The 17,962-nt window shown below is 70.2% G+C and carries 14 protein-coding genes; 10 read left to right on the forward strand and 4 right to left on the reverse strand.

Features of this window, described 5'->3' with window-relative positions; all coding sequences use genetic code 11:
• Positions 1 to 687: 687 nt before the first annotated feature.
• Positions 688 to 1,494, reverse strand: coding sequence for a hypothetical protein (locus FKR81_RS08885; RefSeq protein ID WP_146350495.1), 807 nt, complete (start codon positions 1,492 to 1,494; stop codon positions 688 to 690).
• Positions 1,495 to 1,657: 163 nt separating this feature from the next.
• Here FKR81_RS08885 and FKR81_RS08890 point away from each other — a divergent pair, with 163 nt between their 5' ends.
• A complete protein-coding gene (locus FKR81_RS08890; RefSeq protein ID WP_235921404.1) occupies positions 1,658 to 3,142 on the forward strand; it encodes a CYTH and CHAD domain-containing protein in 1,485 nt (494 codons plus the stop codon).
• A gap of 84 nt (positions 3,143 to 3,226) precedes the next feature.
• Complete coding sequence (locus tag FKR81_RS08895; RefSeq protein WP_146350497.1) at positions 3,227 to 4,798, forward strand: beta-N-acetylhexosaminidase; 1,572 nt, start codon at positions 3,227 to 3,229, stop codon at positions 4,796 to 4,798.
• Positions 4,799 to 4,861: 63 nt separating this feature from the next.
• On the opposite strand, the gene FKR81_RS08900 is transcribed toward FKR81_RS08895, so the two are convergent.
• Positions 4,862 to 6,211 (reverse strand): aldehyde dehydrogenase family protein, encoded by a 1,350-nt coding sequence (locus FKR81_RS08900; protein WP_146350498.1) that lies wholly within the window; start codon positions 6,209 to 6,211, stop codon positions 4,862 to 4,864.
• A 144-nt stretch (positions 6,212 to 6,355) separates the two neighbouring features.
• Here FKR81_RS08900 and FKR81_RS08905 point away from each other — a divergent pair, with 144 nt between their 5' ends.
• From FKR81_RS08905 to FKR81_RS08930, 6 genes are read left to right on the forward strand one after another with little or no spacing between them, the layout of a single operon-like run.
• Positions 6,356 to 7,789 carry a helix-turn-helix domain-containing protein gene (locus FKR81_RS08905; protein ID WP_235921405.1) on the forward strand — a complete coding sequence of 478 codons (1,434 nt, stop codon included), beginning with the start codon at positions 6,356 to 6,358 and terminating at the stop codon, positions 7,787 to 7,789.
• A gap of 57 nt (positions 7,790 to 7,846) precedes the next feature.
• Entirely contained in the window at positions 7,847 to 9,172 is a 1,326-nt protein-coding gene (locus tag FKR81_RS08910; RefSeq protein ID WP_146350500.1) for an FAD-dependent oxidoreductase, read from the forward strand.
• Positions 9,150 to 9,692 (forward strand): DUF402 domain-containing protein, encoded by a 543-nt coding sequence (locus FKR81_RS08915; protein WP_146350501.1) that lies wholly within the window; start codon positions 9,150 to 9,152, stop codon positions 9,690 to 9,692. The genes FKR81_RS08910 and FKR81_RS08915 overlap by 23 nt, the downstream gene beginning before the upstream one ends.
• Positions 9,689 to 10,279, forward strand: a complete 591-nt coding sequence (locus FKR81_RS08920) for a nucleoside/nucleotide kinase family protein (protein ID WP_146350502.1) — start codon at positions 9,689 to 9,691, stop codon at positions 10,277 to 10,279. Before FKR81_RS08915 ends, FKR81_RS08920 begins: the two co-directional genes overlap by 4 nt.
• A gap of 49 nt (positions 10,280 to 10,328) precedes the next feature.
• Positions 10,329 to 10,613: a DUF6412 domain-containing protein gene (locus FKR81_RS08925; protein ID WP_222598202.1), complete on the forward strand. Its 285-nt coding sequence runs from the start codon at positions 10,329 to 10,331 to the stop codon at positions 10,611 to 10,613.
• A gap of 41 nt (positions 10,614 to 10,654) precedes the next feature.
• On the forward strand, positions 10,655 to 11,272 hold the full coding sequence (locus tag FKR81_RS08930; RefSeq protein WP_146350503.1) for a YidC/Oxa1 family membrane protein insertase: 618 nt from the start codon (positions 10,655 to 10,657) through the stop codon (positions 11,270 to 11,272).
• Here FKR81_RS08930 and FKR81_RS08935 read toward each other — a convergent pair.
• Positions 11,254 to 12,759, reverse strand: coding sequence for a PucR family transcriptional regulator (locus FKR81_RS08935; protein WP_146350504.1), 1,506 nt, complete (start codon positions 12,757 to 12,759; stop codon positions 11,254 to 11,256). The genes FKR81_RS08930 and FKR81_RS08935 overlap by 19 nt on opposite strands.
• 109 nt (positions 12,760 to 12,868) lie before the next feature.
• On the opposite strand from FKR81_RS08935, the gene pruA reads away from it, so the two are divergent.
• Together pruA and FKR81_RS08945 are read left to right on the forward strand one after the other, a co-directional pair.
• Complete coding sequence (pruA, locus tag FKR81_RS08940; RefSeq protein ID WP_146350505.1) at positions 12,869 to 14,494, forward strand: L-glutamate gamma-semialdehyde dehydrogenase; 1,626 nt, start codon at positions 12,869 to 12,871, stop codon at positions 14,492 to 14,494.
• An 81-nt stretch (positions 14,495 to 14,575) separates the two neighbouring features.
• On the forward strand, positions 14,576 to 15,499 hold the full coding sequence (locus FKR81_RS08945) for a proline dehydrogenase family protein (protein ID WP_146350506.1): 924 nt from the start codon (positions 14,576 to 14,578) through the stop codon (positions 15,497 to 15,499).
• On the opposite strand, the gene FKR81_RS08950 is transcribed toward FKR81_RS08945, so the two are convergent.
• Positions 15,471 to 17,957, reverse strand: a complete 2,487-nt coding sequence (locus FKR81_RS08950) for a tetratricopeptide repeat protein (RefSeq protein ID WP_146350507.1) — start codon at positions 17,955 to 17,957, stop codon at positions 15,471 to 15,473. The genes FKR81_RS08945 and FKR81_RS08950 overlap by 29 nt on opposite strands.
• Between the last annotated feature and the right edge of the window lie 5 nt (positions 17,958 to 17,962).

A 17,962-nucleotide genomic window follows, 5' to 3' on the forward strand; every position in this document is an offset into this window, starting at 1 on the left:
GCCCTGCTGGCGAGCGTCGGCCCGCTCGGTGTGAGTCGGACTGACTCGGGCGCTGATCCGCTGGGGTGCTGGGCTCGCCAGGGGCACAGCGGTGCGCGCACACGGCGCAGGTTTCGGCGTGTCGACGTGCCGGGTCGCCTGCTGGGCCTCGGCCGCGCTCAGGCAGGCGTCCCCCGCACGTGAGAACCCCCCGATCCATGCTCTCAGCCAGCACCGACAACTCCGCGCCCGCAGAAGCGGAGGCGGGCAAAGCGAGAACCGGCAGGTGCGTGGCGGGCACGACGGCACCGCCAAAACCGGCGCGAACAAGGCCAGCACCGCCCAATCGGCAGATCCCAAGTGAGCACCGACCCAACCGGCACGCACCAAGGGAGCTCCAGCGAACCGGCGGGCACCAAGAGAGCACCAGCGAACCGGCAGATACCAAGAGAGCACCGCCAAAACCGGCAGATACCAAGGGAGCCCGACGAAACCGGCAGGTACCAAAAGAAAAGAGCGCCCGCCGCACCGCCAACCCCCGCCCTGCCCCCCGCGCGCGGCCCCCGCCCACCACCCGGCGGCCGAACGATCCCACGCATCCGAAGGGCCGGGGGTGGGGAGGTCCTCGCTGATCAGGCGCAGCCTTGCCGCGACCGTGAGGTGATCAGCGAGGCCCCCCCACCCCACCCCGAAACACCCAAGACTCAGCTACTGCAACCGGAAAACAGCACTCAACGACGCCAACTGGGACACGATGTCGGCGTGCACCTCAGTCCGCCGAACCCAGGCCGCAGACCCGGACGACGCAGACGGCACGGCCCCGAGCGGGTTCACCGGATCATCCACGCCGTACTCGAGCCGATACGCCACGAGCGCAACGGCGGCCCGTAGCCAAGGAGCCGGGTCGGGCGTGGTGATCTCGCCGACGCCAACGCGGAACCACACCGGCATCCTCAACGAAGCACCCAGCGCCGAGGAGACCCGCGCGGCGGCGAAGTCCTGCATCTCGGCGCGCGCCTTGTCGCCGGCCACCACGGCTTCCTGGCGCCAGTCCTCGGTGGACGCGTCCTCGTCGGCGGCGAGCCGGTCGGATGCCGACGCGAAGCTCGCCTCGGAGGCGCCGATCTGCCACTCGAGCTGACGGGCCTCGTGGTCGAGGTGGTCGCGCTCGTAGCGGGACACGCCGCGGCCGCCGAGCTTGGCGCGCAGTGCCGCGAGGCGGCTCTTCATGCCCTCGAACTCCGCGACCTCCTGGCGCAGCGCCACCCGCACCTTCTCGGCCAGCAGCTCCTGCTCGGCGTCCCACGCCGCGCGCAGCGCGGACACGAGGGCGGCGCACTCGTCGACCGAGTCCAGCGCGGCGACGTCGCCGTCGCCCGCTCCGGACAGCCGTCGTTCGAGCACGACCAGGCGCGCGGTGACGCGCGAGAGCTCGTCGGCCAGCTGGGCGACGTGACTGATCAGGGTGGCGACCTTCGGCTCGACCGCGTCGAGCCGTTCCTTCTCCGTTGGCACGCCACCAGCGAACCCCACGAAAGCGGCGTTCCGGGTGTTGATCAACAAAACCACGCGGACGTGAGAGCGGATCCGCCCGCACAGGGCAGTCGATCATCACGCACGGTCACGGCCCCATGTGAACTGCGCCAAAACGAGGTATGAATACAAAATGACGACCTCGATGAACGAGACCGAACGCAAATATGAGGCCGCCTCCGGCACGAACCTGCCCGAGCTGAGTCACGTGCCGGGCGTGGCCGCCGAGGCCGGTCCGGAGCAGCTCGATCTCGAAGCCGTCTACTTCGACACCGACGATCTCCGCCTGGCCAGGGCGGGCCTGACGCTGCGCAGGCGCACCGGTGGCGACGACGCCGGCTGGCACCTCAAGCTGCCCAAGGTCAACGACACGCGCGAGGAGCTGAGGCTGCCGCTCGGGCGCGCCACGAAGAAGCCGCCGAAGGACCTGGCGAGCCTCGTGCGCGTGCACACCCGCGGCGCCGACCTCGGGCCGGTCGCCCAGATCCACACCAGCCGCAAGCGCTGGCAGCTCGTCGACAGCGACGGCCAGCTGCTCGTCGAGGTCGTCGACGACGTCGTCACCGCGCAGACCATGGGCTCGTCGACCACGATCAACACGTGGCGCGAGATCGAGGTCGAGCTCGGTGAGAGCGGCACGCCCGACCTGCTCGACACGGTCGAGGAGCGGCTCGGCGACGCGGGCATCCACCGGTCCAGCTCGTCGTCGAAGCTCGCGCAGCTCCTCGGCGACCGCATCGGCGAGAAGCCGAAGACGCCCAAGGCCGGCCGGAAGGCCACGGCAGGCGACGTCGTGCTGGCGTACCTGCACGAGCAGACCGCCGCGCTCAAGCACCACGACCCACGGGTGCGCCGCCAGGAGCACGACGCCGTGCATCAGATGCGCATCGCGACCCGGCGGATGCGCAGCGCGCTGCAGGCGTTCGGCAAGGTCGTCGACCGCGACCGCACGCGAGAGCTGACCGACGAGCTCAAGTGGGTCTCGAACGCGCTCGGGCAGTCGCGCGACCTCGAGGTGCTGCGGATGCGGTTCGAGGACGCGATGCACGAGCTGGAGCCGGAGATCGTGCTCGGCGACGTCGCGGCCCGCCTCACCCGGTACTTCGCCCCGCTGGAGGCCAAGGCGCACAAGGACTCCATCGCCGCGCTGGACAGCCCGAGGTACTTCGAGCTCCTCGACGGGATCGACCGGCTCCTCGCCGACCCGCCTCTCACCGAGCTGGCGGGCGAGCCGGCCAGGGACGTGCTCCCCGGCCTGATCACGAAGGCGTACCGGCGGCTGGAGGAACGCACCGAGCACGCGCTCGAACTGGACGCGGGCAACGACCGCGACCTCGCGCTGCACGACTGCCGCAAGTCCGCCAAGCGCCTGCGGTACGCCACCGAGGTGTCCGGCCCGGTGTTCGGCAAGGCCGCGAAGTCCTACCGCAAGCAGGCCAAGGAGGTGCAGACGCTGCTCGGCGAGCACCAGGACGCCTACGTGGCCCGACCGGTGCTGCGGCACCTCGGCGCCGGCGACGAGAACGGGTTCACGTTCGGCGTGCTGCACGGCCGCGAGACAGCGATCATGCGGCGGACGGAGGAGCGCTACCCGAAGCTGTGGGCGAACCTCGGGAAACCGAAGTTCTGACGATTGGTTCAGACCTTGACAGCCTCAACCGGGGCTGAAACCGTTGCCTCTCCGCCGCCGCCCGGTTTCGCCCTGGCCAGGAGGATGGCAGTGGTCACAAAGAGAGTGCGGACCGCACTCGTCGCACTGGTGCTCGGAGCTAGCGGAATGGTCGTCGGAACGGCGGACGCCGCCCCGAATTCGTCGTTGCAGGAGCTCGTCCCCGCCACTGTCGAGGTGCAGCCGCGCACCGACATCACGTTCACCCTCGGTGCCGCTGCCAAGATCCAGGCAGGCGCGCCGGAAGCGGTGAAGCCCGCCGAGTACCTGGCCGGGATCCTGCGCCCCTCCACGGGTTTCGCGCTGCCGGTCGAGCAGGGCGTCTCCGCCGAGGGTGTCGTGCTGCTGATCGGCGCGGACGCCCGCGTCGGTGACCACGGCTACCAGCTCGACGTGACGCCGAAGAACGTCGTGATCCGCGCCAAGACGGCGTCCGGCCTCTTCTCCGGCGTGCAGACGCTGCGCCAGCTGCTGCCGGCGAAGGTCGAGGCGAAGACGAAGCAGGCCGGTCCGTGGACCGTGCCGGGCGCGAGCATCGTCGACTACCCGCGGTTCGCCCACCGCGGCGCGATGCTCGACGTCGCGCGCCACTTCTTCACCGTCGACCAGGTCAAGCGCTACATCGACCAGATCGCCGCGTTCAAGATCAACTACTTCCACCTGCACCTCGCGGACGACCAGGGCTGGCGGATCGAGATCAAGAGCTGGCCGGAGCTGACCAAGATCGGTGGCAGCACCGAGGTCGGCGGCCGCAAGGGCCAGTTCTGGTACTCGCAGGCGCAGTACAAGGACCTGGTGTCCTACGCGCAGGACCGCAACATCACGATCATCCCCGAGATCGACATGCCGGGTCACACGAACGCCGCGCTCGCGTCGTACGCCGAGCTGAACTGCGACGGCAAGAAGCGCCCGCTCTACACCGGCACGGACGTCGGCTTCAGCTCGCTGTGCATCGCCAAGGACATCACCTACAAGTTCGTCGACGACGTCGTGCGCGAGATCTCCGCGATCACGCCCGGCCCGTACTTCCACATCGGCGGCGACGAGGCGCTGTCGACGCCGGACGCGGACTTCGCGAAGTTCATGGGCAAGGTGCTGCCGATCGTCGCCAAGCACGGCAAGACGACCGCGGGCTGGCACGAGTTCATCAAGACCACCAAGGACATCACGGCCGTCCCGCAGTACTGGGGCACCACGACGTCCAACGCCGACGTGGCCGCGGCGGCCAAGCGCGGCAACAAGGTGGTCATGTCGCCGGCGAACAAGATCTACCTCGACATGAAGTACAACAAGAACACGAAGCTCGGCCTCAACTGGGCGGGCTACATCGAGGTCAAGGACGCCTACAGCTGGAACCCCGGCTCGTACCTCAGCGGGGTCGGCGAGAACGCAGTGCGCGGCGTCGAGGCTCCACTGTGGACGGAGACCATCAAGACGTCCGCGGACATCGAGTACATGGCGTTCCCGCGCCTGCCGGTCGCGGCCGAGCTGGGCTGGTCGCCGTCGTCCGCGCTGAACTGGGGCCAGTTCGCGCCCCGACTGGGCGCGTTCGGTCCGCGTTTCAAGATCCAGGGCATCAACTACTACGCCTCACCGCAGGTGCCCTGGCAGAAGTGATTTTGAAGGCCGCGCCGGGTCCCCCCTGCCCCATGGGGACCCGGCGCGGGTCTCACTGCGGCGCTAGAAGAAGCCTTGAGCCTGGTCCGAGTAGCTCACCAGCAGGTGCTTGGTCTGCTGGTAGTCGGACAGCACGGCGCTGTCGGCCGGGTAGGCGTGGTAGTTGTTCACCCACACCCGGTCGGCCTGGATCTCGCGTCCCGCCCGGTGGGCGAGGTTCCCGTCGCGGCACCACACACCGGCGCCGAGCCCGCGCCGCGTGTCGTTGGCGATCTTGATGGCGTCGTCGAAGTCGTCGAACCGGGTGACCGCGACGACGGGCCCCAGGATGTCCTCCTGGAAGATCCGCATCTTGTTGTCGCCCTCGAAGATCGTCGGCGTGACGTAGAAGCCGCCGGAGAACTCGAACGCCTCGCCGCCCGCGATGAGCCGGGCACCTTCGCGCTTGCCGACCTCGACGTACCGCAGCACCCGGTCGCGCTGCGCGCGGCTGACCTGAGCGCCGATCATGGTGTCCGTGTCGAGCGGGTCGCCCTGCCGGATGTTCCGCGTCCGCAGCGTGGCCGCGTGCAGGAACTGCTCGTACATCGCCGTCTGGATCAACGCGCGCGACGGAGCGGTGCACACCTCGCCCTGGTTGAGCGCGAACATCGCGAAACCCTCGAGCGCTTTGTCGAAGAAAGCGTCCCGTTGGGACGCGACATCGGCGAAGAAAATGTTGGGGCTCTTCCCAGCCAACAAAGTCTCTTCACCCGATCCGGTCACGACGTTCACCACACCGGGCGGCAGCAGATCGGCGATGAACCCCATCAGCACGTGCAGCGACGCCGGTGTCTCCTCGGCGGGCTCCAGCACGACGGTGTTGCCCGCCGCCAGCGCGGGCGCGAGCGTCCACGCGGCCATGAGCAGCGGGAAGTTCCACGGCAGGCGCTGCCGGACGACGCCGATCGGCTCGTGGAAGTGGTACGCGACGACGTCCTCGCCCGCCGGGACGAAGGCGCTCTGCTGCGCCCTGATCGCGCCCGCGTAGTGCCGGAAGTGCTCCACGACCAGCGGGATGTCGAGCGTCAGCGTCTCGCGGATCGTCTTGCCGTTGTCCCACGTCTCCGCGACGGCGAGCTCGGTGAGGTTCTCCTCGACGCGGTCGGCGATCTCGGTCAGCACGTTCGCGCGCTCGGCGGCCGACGTGCGGCCCCACGCCCGCGCGGCGCCGTGCGCGGCGTCCAGCGCGCGCTCGACGTCCTCCGGCCCACCCTTGGCGACCTCGGTGAACACCTCTCCGGTGACCGGGCTGACGATCTCCGTGTACCGCCCCGACGACGGGGGAACGTCGTCACCGCCGATGAAATGGTCGTACCGCGACCGGTACGCGACCACACTCCCCGGTTGTCCGGGTGGCGCGTACTTCGTCATTTCTCGACTCCCGCTTGAAGGCAGTTGGTGGGAAGGTGAGAAGCTACGAAGCAGAACGTTGCATGCTCGTTGCACTATCCGGATGGATCGGTGGCCCAAGACCCCGCCCACCACGCGCTGTTGCTAGGCCGACTGCGTGAGGCCGTGCTGAGTGGTACTCGCACGGCTGATGCGCCACGCTCCGTCATCTCAGCGTCGTGGCAGCGCTCACTCGCCGCGAACGTCAACCCGGACCTCCACACCGCGCCGACCGTGTTCCAGGCGGACGAGGTCGCGGACATCCGCGAGCAGCACCTGCTGCACTCCGCGCTCCCGATGCTGCGGGAGACGCTGCTCGGCTTCGGCGAGGAAGCCCGGCAGATCATGATCATCTGCGACGACGTCGGCCACATCCTCTGGTGCGAGGGATCCAAGGACGTCCGGCTAGACGCGGAGAACGTCGGACTCGGCGAGGGCACCCGCTGGTCGGAGGACGCGGCGGGCACGAACGCGATGGGCACGGCGCTCGCGGTGAACTCGACGGTCACCGTCCACTCCGCCGAGCACCTGGTGCGGACCTACCACGGCTGGACGTGCGCGGCGAGCCCCGTGCGCGACCCGGACACCGGCCGCACGATCGGCGTCGTCGACCTCAGCGGGCCGCTGGAGACCATGCACCCGGCGATGGTCGCGCTGGTCGCCGCGTCCGCGCGGCTCGCGGAGAGCCAGCTGCAGGTCCGGCTCGCGCAGCAGGACGAGTCGCTCCGGGCCCGCAACATGCGCCACCTGATCGCGTTGCGCGGCGAGCCGGGCGCCCTGCTCTCCCCCACCGGGCGGGTGCTCGTCGCCGAGCCGCACGGCCTGCTCCCGTCCAGGATGGACGTGACGTCGGACCGGATGACGCTCCCCGACGGCCGCGAAGGCGTGCTGGAGCGACTCCCCGAGGGTTACCTGCTGCGCATCCCGCGCGAGCACCGGCCGGCCAGGCTGCCCGTGCTGACGCTGTCGTTCCTGGGCACGGACCCGCCGGTGGCCGTGCTCGACGGCCGCGAGGTCCCGCTGACCCTGCGGCACGCCGAACTGCTGACCGCGCTCGCACTGCACGGTGCCGGATCAATCGGGGCCGGCTCGACCAGCGGCGGCCTGACCGCGGAGCAACTCGCACTCCGGCTGTACGGCGAGCGCGGCAACCCGACGACCGTGCGCGCCGAGATGCACCGGCTGCGCGCCCAGCTGGGCAACGTCGTGCTGAACACCCGCCCGTATCGGCTGCACGCCGAGTTGCGCGCGGACTTCCTCGCGGTGCGCCGCGCGCTGGGCAGCGGTGACGTGCGGCAGGCCGCGCTGCAGTACCGCGGCGCGTTGCTCGCGAGGTCCGAGGCGCCGGTCGTGCGCGACGAGCGGGACGACCTCGCGGCGGCCGTGCGGCGCGGCGTGCTGGCGCGGCACGACGTCGAGGGGCTGTGGCGGTTCGCGCAGACGGACTCGGGCGAGCACGACGTGGAGGTGCTGGAAGAGCTGGTCAGGCTGCTGCCGGGCAACGACGTCCGGTACGCGCTCGCGTCCGGCAGGCTGAAACGCGCTCTTCTGGACAGTTGACAAGAGTCTCACCTCCTGAATATCTTCCTCACTAAGAGACTTAGTGAGGAGAGAGTCATGCGCGTACTGGTGATCGGGGCGGGGACCGGCGGACTGTGCTTGGCCCACGGGCTGCACCGCGCCGGGGTGGACGTCACCGTGTTCGAACGCGACAGGGACCCACAACACAAACTGCTCGGGTACCGGGTCGGCATCAGCCCCGACGGCAGCAGGGCGTTAGCCGAGTGCCTGCCACCGGAGGTGTTCGCGGAGTTCGTGCGCACCTGCGCGCGGCCCATCCGGCACGTGCACATGCGGACCGAGAAGCTGAGGACGCTGCTGTCCGCGGACGTGGAGCCGGGGGACGACCCGATCCGCAGCGAGAAGTCGGTGAGCCGCACGGCGATGCGCAAGGCGTTGCTGACGGGGCTGGAGGACGTCGTCGAGTTCGACAAGACGTTCACCCGCTTCGCCCGCAACGACGACGGCACCGTCACCGCGTTCTTCGCGGACGGCACCAGCGCGACCGGCGACGTGCTGGTGGCGGCGGACGGCGCGAACTCCCGCGTGCGCAAGCAGTACCTGCCGCAGGCGCAGGTCGTGGACTCCGGTGTCACCGCGATCGCGGGCAAGGTGTGGCTGACGCCCGAGACGCGCGAGCTCGTGCCGTCCGACGCGGAGGAAGCGATCACGCTGCTGTTCGCGCCGCGCGGGGCGAACCTGATCGTCCACCACATGGTGTTCGAAGGGGAGCCGGCCGACGTGAGCTCCCCAGCGGAGGGCGCATCCAATGCTGTCGAGCCGGACTACGTCATGTGGGGTTACTCGGCGTCGCACGACAAGTTCCCGGACCTGAGCGGCGCGACGCCGGAGCGGCTGAAGCAAGCGGTGCTGGACCTGACGCCGAAGTGGCACCCGAACCTGCGCGCGCTGTTCGCGCAGGCCGATCCGGAGACCGTCTTCAAGATCGGCATCCGCACGTCGGAACCGTTCGGCGCGTGGGACTCCAGCAACGTGACGCTGCTCGGTGACGCGATCCACACCATGACGCCGGGCCGCGGCATCGGGGCCAACACGGCGCTGCGGGACGCGCAGGCGTTGTGCCGCGAGCTGGTCGCGGTGCACCGCGGCGAGGCCTCGCTGATCCCGGCGATCGCGTCGTACGAGGCGGACATGCGCGAGTACGGGTTCAGGGCGGTGCTGGAGTCGCGCGACCAGATCGACGGCAGCTCGCCGGTCCACAAGCCGGTGATCGGCCGGGTCATGCTCGCGATGTTCCGCACGTTCCTGCGCGTGACCAACGCCGTGCCCGCGTTGAAGCGAAGGTTCATGGCGAGCGAGAACGAGCTCCGCGACACGGAGGGTCAACTAGATTCGAATCATGAGGTTCTTCGCGCCGGGTGACGTGGCGGTGCGCCGCGAGGTGCTGCACGGGCAGGTCTGGTCCGAGATGCCGACCAGGGTGGTCGCCGACTCACCGGATCTGCTCGCGGTGTTCGTCGAGCCGGGCACCCGGCTCACCTACCCGCCCCACGAGCACCCGCATCCGTGGGACCGGCCGGAACGGGGTTTCTGGCGCGGCAACGGGAAGCTGATGCTGCACCGGCCCGGCGACGCGTACTCGGTCGACCTGTTCTGGCGCGGCCCGGACCGGGTGTTCAGCGACTACTACCTCAACCTCCAGGCGCCGTTCGAGCGCACGGCCGACGGGTTCGACACGCTCGATCACGCGCTGGACTGCCGGATGCACCCCGACGGCACCTGGGAGCAGCTGGATCTCGACGAGTTCGAGCGGTACGTCGCGATGGGCAAGTACTCCGCCGACGAGGCCGACGCGATCCGGCTGGAGGGCAAGAAGATCGAGGCGATGCTGTCGTCCGGCACCATCTGGTGGGACACGGCGTGGGCGGACTGGACCCCGTGAAGGTTCGTCCCCTGACCGCCTCGGCGCTCGTGTCCGAACTCCTCTCGCGGATCTCCGCGCTGCCCGGCCGGGCTCGGGTGATCATCGACGGCGCGCCGGCCGCCGCTCCCGGCTCGCTGGCCGACGCGCTGGTGGAACCGTTGCGCGCACTGGGCAGGCCGGTGATCAGGGTGTCCGCGGCGGACTTCCTGCGGCCCGCGTCCGTGCGGTTGGAGCACGGGCGCACCGACCCGCACTCCTACCGGCACGACTGGTTCGACTTCGGCGCGCTGCGGCGCGAGGTGCTGGAGTCCGGCGACAAGGTGCTGCCCACGCTGTGGAACGCCGAGACGGACCGGGCGAGCCGCGCCGAGTACGTGCCGTTCCCGGACAACGGCGTGGTGCTGCTCGACGGCACGCTGCTGCTCGACCAGTGGCTACCGGCCGAGCTGACCGTCCACCTGCACCTCTCCCCCGCCGCGCTGGCCCGCCGCACGTCCCCGGATCTGCAGTGGACGCTCCCGGCCTACGACGACTACGCACCCACTCCGGACGTCCTCATCCGCTACGACCACCCCACCCGTCCAGGCTGGGTCGTGAGTGATTAGGAGCGCTCTGGGCCTCCCGATCACTCACGACCTCTGTACGCTCGGATTCGTGATCCGACCGGAGACCAGAGCGCGCCTGCAGTTGCTGCTGGCCGTGTTCCTGCCCGGCGTGTTCGCCTTCACGTTCTTCCACAACCCCGCCGAGTTGATCGCCGCCGTGGCCGCCATGGCCGTGATCGTGCTGCTCGTGGCCCCGCGCCTGCCGCAGGCCGTACCCGCACGGGTCCACTCGGCCGCTTTGCGCGAACGCGCCGAACGCGCCGCCCAACTCCGTCTCCGCGACCCCGACGCCGCGGGCCGTCCCCGTCCACGAGCACCGGGATGCCAGGGCTGATCTCCCGCCCTCGTCCCAACTCAAGACGGAGAACCACCACCGTGTTCCACGACCTGGGCTCTGCCCTGGCCGGGCTCGGCTCGCCCGCGCTCGCCATCGTCCTGTTCACCGTGGCCGTGCGGCTGCTGCTGCACCCGCTCTACCGCGCCGCCGTGCGCGGGGAGAAGGCCAAGGCCGAGCTCGCTCCCGAGATCCGCAAGCTCAACAAGAGGTACGGCAAGGACCTGCAGAAGCTCTCGCAGGAAACCCAGAAGGTCTACAAGAAGGCCGGGGTGTCCATGTTCGCGGGCATCCTGCCGATGCTCGCCACGATCCCGTTCTTCATGGTGATGTACCGCCTGGTGACGACGCCGAACCCGTTGCTGGACGGGACTTTGTTCGGCTTCTCGCTCGGCACGCACTTCACCAGCGGCTACGCGTGGGTGTTCCTGGTGCTGTTCGCGTTGCTCGCGGTCGTGGCGTTCGTGACGGTCCGCTGGCAGAAGGCGCAGGTGGGCCCGGACGCGCCGCAGGTGCCGTTCGCGCGGTTCCTGCGGGTCCTGCCGTACGGGACGGTGCTCGTCGCCGCGTGGCTGCCGCTCGCGGCCGGGCTCTACCTGCTGACGACGACCAGCTGGACGATCGCCGAACGGGCCCTGCTCTACCGCATCCTCAGCTGAAGCTGGGCGAACAACCGGACGAGCGGGTCGTCCAGATCGAGGTCGACTCGCTTGAGCCGGTACCGCAACGTGTTCGGGTGCACGTGCAGCCGTTCCGCCGCGGCCCGCACGTCACCGAGCGCGTCGAGCCACGCCAGCAACGACTTGGCCAGCTCGGCGTCGAGCGCGTCGATGCGCGGGTCGCGGATGCGCGGGTGCTCGGCCAGCAGCGCGAGCGTTTCGCTGACCAGCACCTGCGAACGCACGTCGGCGAGCGTCGCGACGTCGGTCTCCAGGTCGCGCGACATCGCGTCGAGCACGCGGTCGGCCTCCTGCCGCGACGTGCGCGCGTCGTCCAAAGTGGACACCGTCGACCCGACGGCGGCCCGGACGGCGATGCCGAGGTGCCGTCGTGCGGTGGTGACGATCTCCCTGGTGAGGCTGAGCACCTGTGCGCCGCCCGCGAGATCCGGCAGCAGCACGTAGGTGCGCCCGCCCGCCTCGCTGACGAGTGCGCTGCGGCGGTACGCGGCCGCGTGCACGGAGATCAGGCCGGTCATCTCGGAGCGGCGCAGCTCGATCTCGGTGCGCCCGCCCTCACCGCGCAGCGCGAAAACGACCACGGCAGCGGGTTTCGCGGGGTCGGCGCCGATCTGGCCGGCGACGGTCGCGGCGTCCATCCGTCCGTCGAGCAGTGCGACGAGCAGGTTCTCGCGGAACCTGCTCGTGGGCTGGTTCCGTTGCTGGATCAGGTGCAGCGCGGTGACGCGGGCCGCGCCGAGCAACGCGCGTTCGGCCTGCTCGGCGAGCGGGGTGTCGCCCTCCTGCACCCAGATCGTGCCGAGCGGCTGGTTTCCCGCGTGGATGCCGACCGCGATGCGCTTGCGGATGCCGAGCTCGGGCCGTTCGTCGATGCGCACGACCTCCTCGCCGGAGCGCAGCAGGTTGTAGACGCCCCACTCGCGCAGCATCTTGAGGTACGGCTCGGGGCCCTGGCGGCCGAGGATCGAGAGCCTGCGCAGCTCGTCGACCTCGTCGGACGAGCGGGAGTACGCGAGCACCCGGCTCGCGGTGTCCTCGATGCTGACGATGCCGCCGGTGAGCGTGGCAATCGTTTGCGCGAGCGCGAACAGGTCGCCGAGCACCTCGCCGTCGTCGGTGGCCGTGGTGAGCACGCCGCGCGCGAGTGCTTCGAGGTGTTCCCACCGGACCTCGGGGCGCACGTTGAGCAGCGCCACCCCGGCGTCGATCGCGGCCTGCTCGAGCAACTGCGTCGACTCCTTGACCGCCACGGCCGCGGCTCCGGCCCGCCCGGCGGCCCTGATCAGCGGCAACGCGGCCCGGCCTCGGGCGCCGATGACCAGCACGAGATCACCGGGACGCACGTCGGGAGCGTCGTCCGGGTCCATGATCACGACGTCGCGGACCTCGGTCTCCAGGCCGTGCGGCACGACCTCGACCTCGACCAGCGGGTCGCCGAGTGCGATCAGGATCTGCCGGAGGCTCATGGTTGTCCGATCGTACATCCGGACTCGTGAACTTTGGCGAGTTGGACAACGGCTGGCGCTCGTCGCGGCCCTACATTTCAGGGACCGCAGACGTGAGGAGGAGTTGCCAGTGGACGCCGTGACCAGGGTTCCGTTGCCGGTGAACGAGTCGGTGCTGCTCTACGCCCCCGGTTCGCCCGAACGCGCGGAGCTGCAGGCGAAGCTGGTGGAACTCCAGAAGGAGCCGATCGAGCTCACCGCCACCATCGGTGGCGAGCAGCGCGTGGCCGGCGGCGAGCGCGTCGACGTCGTGCAGCCGCACAACCACCGCGCCGTGCTCGGCACCTTCGCCTCCGCGACGCAGCAGGACACGCAGGACGCGCTGGCCGCCGCTCGCGAGGCCGCTCCCGCGTGGCGCGCGCTGTCGTACGACGACCGCGCCGCGATCCTGCTCCGCGCCGCCGACCTGCTGGCGGGCCCGTGGCGTCAGACGATCAACGCCGCCACCATGCTCGGCCAGTCCAAGACCGCGTTCCAGGCCGAGATCGACTCCGCCTGCGAGCTGATCGACTTCTGGCGCTTCAACGTGGCGTTCGGCCGCAACCTGATCGCCGAGCAGCCGATCTCCTCCCCCGGCGTGTGGAACCGCACGGACCACCGTCCGCTCGAGGGTTTCGTCTACGCGATCACGCCGTTCAACTTCACGGCCATCGCGGCGAACCTGCCGACCGCGCCCGCGCTGATGGGCAACGTGGTGCTGTGGAAGCCGTCGCCCACGCAGATGTTCTCCGCGCACCTCACCATGCGGCTGCTCGAAGAGGCCGGCCTGCCGCCGGGCGTCATCAACCTGCTGCCCGGTGACGGCATGGCCGTCTCCGAGGTCGCTCTGCAGTCGCCGGACCTCGCGGGCATCCACTTCACCGGTTCCACCGCGACGTTCCAGAAGCTGTGGGGCCAGGTCGGCGCGAACATCGCGTCCTACAAGTCGTACCCGCGCATCGTCGGCGAGACCGGCGGCAAGGACTTCGTGCTGGCGCACCCGTCGGCCGACCCTGACGTGCTGCGCGTCGCCTTGATCCGCGGTGCTTTCGAGTACCAGGGCCAGAAGTGCTCCGCCGCGTCCCGCGCGTACGTGCCGCGTTCGGTGTGGAACGTGATCAAGGACCAGCTGGTGGCCGAGGTCGAGGCGCTGACCTACGGCGACGTCACGGACTTCTCGAACTTCGGTGGCGCGGTCATCGACCGCCGCTCGTTCGACAAGCTCTCGGGCGTGCTCACCGCGGCGCGCGCCGACTCGTCGCTGGAGATCGTCGCCGGCGGCACCGCCGACGACTCGGACGGCTTCTTCGTGCGGCCGACCGTGATCGTGGGTTCCGACCCGGCCCACTCCGTGTTCACCACCGAGTTCTTCGGCCCGGTGCTCGCGGTCCACGTGTTCGACGACGCCGACTACGACCAGGTGCTGCGCCAGATGGAGAGCGCGACGGCCTACGGCCTGACCGGCTCGATCATCGCCCGCGACCGGCAGGCCGTGGCGCACGCGCAGAACGAGCTCCGCTTCGCGGCGGGCAACTTCTACGTCAACGACAAGCCGACCGGTGCGGTCGTCGGCCAGCAGCCGTTCGGCGGCGGTCGCGCGTCCGGCACGAACGACAAGGCGGGTTCCATCCACAACCTGCTGCGCTGGGTCAGCCCGCGCTCCATCAAGGAGACGTTCGTGGCCCCCACCTCCCACCTCCACCCGCACCAGGGCTGATCGCCCTTGACGAGGGGAGCTTTCTTCAATCACGAGTTGAGGAAAGCTCCCCTCGTCAACCACACCGTCAGGACGTGAACCATGCTTCGCAGCACCCTGCTCGCGGCGGCGCGTAGTCCGCACGCCCGCAAGATCGTGGAGAGCACCCCGCTGACCCGGCCCGTCGTCGAGCGCTTCGTCGCCGGTGACGACGTGGACGCCGCGATCCGCGCGACCGCGGAGGTCGTCGCGGACGGCCGTCTCGTGACGCTCGACCACCTCGGCGAGGACACCACGGACGAGTCGCAGGCGACCGCGACGGTCGACGCGTACCTGAACCTGTTGGGGCGTCTGGACTCGCACGGCCTCACGCAGGGTGCCGAGGTGTCGGTCAAGCTGTCCGCGGTGGGCCAGTCCCTGCCGGTCGACGGCGAGAAGATCGCGCTGGAGAACGCGCGGCGCATCTGTTCCGCCGCCGCTGTCGTGGGCACGACGGTGACGCTGGACATGGAGGACCACACCACCACCGACTCGACGCTGGGCATCCTGCGCGACCTGCGCGTGGACTTCCCGTGGGTCGGCGCGGTGCTGCAGGCCTACCTGCACCGCACCGAGCAGGACTGCCGCGACCTCGCGCACGCCGGTTCCCGCGTGCGGCTGTGCAAGGGCGCCTACCAGGAGCCCGCTTCCGTTGCCTACCAGGACAAGGCGGACGTCGACCTGTCGTACGTGCGCTGCCTCAAGGTCCTGATGGCGGGCGAGGGCTACCCGATGGTCGCCTCGCACGACCCGCGCCTGATCGGCATCGCGGCCGAGCTGGCGCGCGGCCGTGCGCTCGACTCGTACGAGTTCCAGATGCTGTACGGCATCCGGCCCGACGAGCAGCGCCGCATCGCCGCCGAGGGCAACCGCATGCGCGTGTACGTGCCCTACGGCGACGAGTGGTACGGCTACTTCATGCGCCGCCTCGCGGAGCGCCCGGCGAACGTCGCGTTCTTCATGCGCTCGCTGCTGACGACGAGCTGACCAGCTCCTCCAGCCGTTTCTGGGCCGCATGGCGGTCGTCGAACGCGTCGATCACGGCGTCGACGGCCGCCAGCGCCAGTTCCAGCTTGTCCGGCTCGCCACCGATGTCGCGCGTGATCAGCACGGCGCGGTGGGCGAGCACGAGCGCGTTGTCCAGATCGTGCTTGGTCTCCGCGCACAGTCGCCCGTAGACGGCCAGCGTGTCCGCGTACGCGGCGTGGGTGTCCAGTTCGGACTGCGGCAGCGCCATGTGCCACAGCACGACCGCGAGGTGCGCGGTGTTGCGCGACTCGTCGAACCGTTCCGCGGCGCGCAGGTTCAGCGAGAGCTGTTGCAGCGCCAGGATGTACGCCAGCGGGCCGGACTGGTTGCGCGGAGCCGTGGTGCGCCAGATGTCGACGACCTGCTCGATCACCGCGATCGAGAGGTCGTGGTGGTCCAGCTGCGACAGCGCGCGGCCGAGCGAGTGCAGTGACATCGCGAGGTCCGCGCCGAACGCCATGACCAGCTGGAGCGGCAGCCTGGCGCAGAGGTCCAGCATCTCGCGCACGTGCTCGTCGACCGCTTTGCCGGTGACCACCAGCTGTTCGGAGTGCGCGGCCAGTGCCCGCGCGAGGTTCACCTGGTGGTGCACGGGATTCGTGCGCGCCAGCTCCCGGTACAGCTCGACGCTCTCCGCCGCGGCGGCCCGTTCGACCGCGCGGTCCCCCGCCACGTCGACGAGGTTGAGCAGCGCGGCGGCGAGTCCCGCGCGGCCGGCCGCGTCGACGGCCAGCTTCCGCCACAGCACCACGGACTCCTGCGCGGCGAACGGCGCCTCGTCGTACCGGCCGAGGCCGTCGAGCAGCTGGCTGTGCCGCAGCAGCGCGTCCGCGAGCTCCCTGGTGAACTCGGGGTTCGCCGCGGTGAGCCTGCGGAACACGACGATCGACTCCTCGACCGCCTCCGCGGCGCGCTCGGGCCGTCCGAAGTCGGCGATCATCCCGCCGCACGCGGCCAGGTTGCGGGCCAGCTCCGGCTCGTACCTCGGGTCGTCGCGAGCGATCTCCCGCCAGTTGACCAGGGACCAGTGCATCGCGTCCGCGGCCTCGTCGCGTCTGCCGACGAGGTAGAGCCGCCTCGCGAGCGCACCGGCGACGCGGGCGAAGTCCACCCGGAACAGCGCCGGGTACAGCTGCGCCAGCTCCTGGAACATGACGGCGGAACGGCTGATCGCGTCCATCGCCTCCTCGCGCTTGCCGAGCGCCGAGTAGCGGTAGCTGATCTGCTCGAGCGCGGACGCGAGCTGCGGCATGGTCTCCGGGTCGTCCGTCGCGATCTGCTTCCACAGCTCGATCGCCTCCTCGGACACCTTGATGACCTCGTCGGTGCGGCCGAGCGCGATGAGCCGGAGCCCCAGGTCTCCCATGGCATCCGCGAGCAACGGCCGGTTCTCCGGGTCCTGCGCGGCGAGCTCGCGGTAGGCGTCGACCTCGCGCTGGGACGCGTCCGCGGCTTCCTCGCGCAGACCGGCGAGCGCGGTGCGGGCGCTGAGGTTGCCCCACATCTCGGCCTGCTCCAGCCAGTCCTCGGAGTGGCGGAGGTTGTTGTCCACCAACCGTTTCGTGATCATCGCCGGGAGCGCGTCGAGCGCGAACCGCTCGTCCGGGAAGACGCGCCTCGCGACCTGTTCCAGCGGTGGCAGGCCCGCGGTCGCGGCGAGCGTGCGCAGCGTGGAGATGTCGACCTGGTCGGCCAGCTCCGCGCCCTTGCCGGTGAACAGCTCGTCGACCTTCGGCAGCAGCTGCGGCCAGCGCGTGGCGGCGCGGACGAGCAGGTCCGGGTCGGGGTCGTCCGGCGGTGCGACGGCGAGGTAGTCCTCGGCGAGCTTGTCCGCGGGCGTGCCGGTGTCCCGCGCCTTGAGCTGGCGGACGAGCTGCGTGCGGTTGACGTCCGTCGGGTCGCCGTGGACCGCGGTGAGCGCGGCCATGTGCAGGTCGTGCACCGTCTCGTCCGCGATGGCGGGAGGTTCCTCGCCGACATGCCCGGCGTTCAGCGCCCGTGCGAACGCCCGGCAGGCCAGCGTGAAGCTGCGCTTGCGGTTGTCCAGCGACGGGCTGAGCTCCAGGTCGCCCATGACGTAGTCGAGGTCAGCGACCCGCTGCCGCGTCGACGACCACCACCAGCCCGTGGTGCGCGAGGTGAGCAGCACCCGCTGCGGCCCGCTGCGCATGGACTCCTGCAGCTTCGCGAACAGGTCCGGCCACGCCCACCGGTCCGCGTCGTCGATGACGACGAGCCTCTTCTCGTCGTCCCAGTCCGCCTCGACCTTGGTGACGAGCCTGGTCTTGCCGCAACCGGCCGGTCCGTGCACGAGGAGCGCGGCCAGCGGTGCGGGGTCGTTCCGCCACCCGGCCAGCTCCGCCAGCTCGGCGGTCCTGCCGTGGAACGGCACGACCTCCTGACGGGCATCAAGCAATTCAG

The organism is Lentzea tibetensis (genome assembly GCF_007845675.1).
GTDB classification, from domain to species: Bacteria; Actinomycetota; Actinomycetes; order Mycobacteriales; family Pseudonocardiaceae; genus Lentzea; species Lentzea tibetensis.

What these genes read in the sequence shown, in the direction of transcription:
- FKR81_RS08915 (WP_146350501.1), top strand. Translation starts at nt 9,150, where the DNA reads ATGAGGTTCTTCGCGCCGGGTGACGTGGCGGTGCGCCGCGAGGTGCTG.
- FKR81_RS08895 (WP_146350497.1), top strand. Translation starts at nt 3,227, where the DNA reads ATGGCAGTGGTCACAAAGAGAGTGCGGACCGCACTCGTCGCACTGGTG.
- FKR81_RS08945 (WP_146350506.1), top strand. Translation starts at nt 14,576, where the DNA reads ATGCTTCGCAGCACCCTGCTCGCGGCGGCGCGTAGTCCGCACGCCCGC.
- FKR81_RS08935 (WP_146350504.1), bottom strand. Translation starts at nt 12,759, where the DNA reads ATGAGCCTCCGGCAGATCCTGATCGCACTCGGCGACCCGCTGGTCGAG.
- FKR81_RS08890 (WP_235921404.1), top strand. Translation starts at nt 1,658, where the DNA reads ATGAACGAGACCGAACGCAAATATGAGGCCGCCTCCGGCACGAACCTG.
- FKR81_RS08910 (WP_146350500.1), top strand. Translation starts at nt 7,847, where the DNA reads ATGCGCGTACTGGTGATCGGGGCGGGGACCGGCGGACTGTGCTTGGCC.
- FKR81_RS08900 (WP_146350498.1), bottom strand. Translation starts at nt 6,211, where the DNA reads ATGACGAAGTACGCGCCACCCGGACAACCGGGGAGTGTGGTCGCGTAC.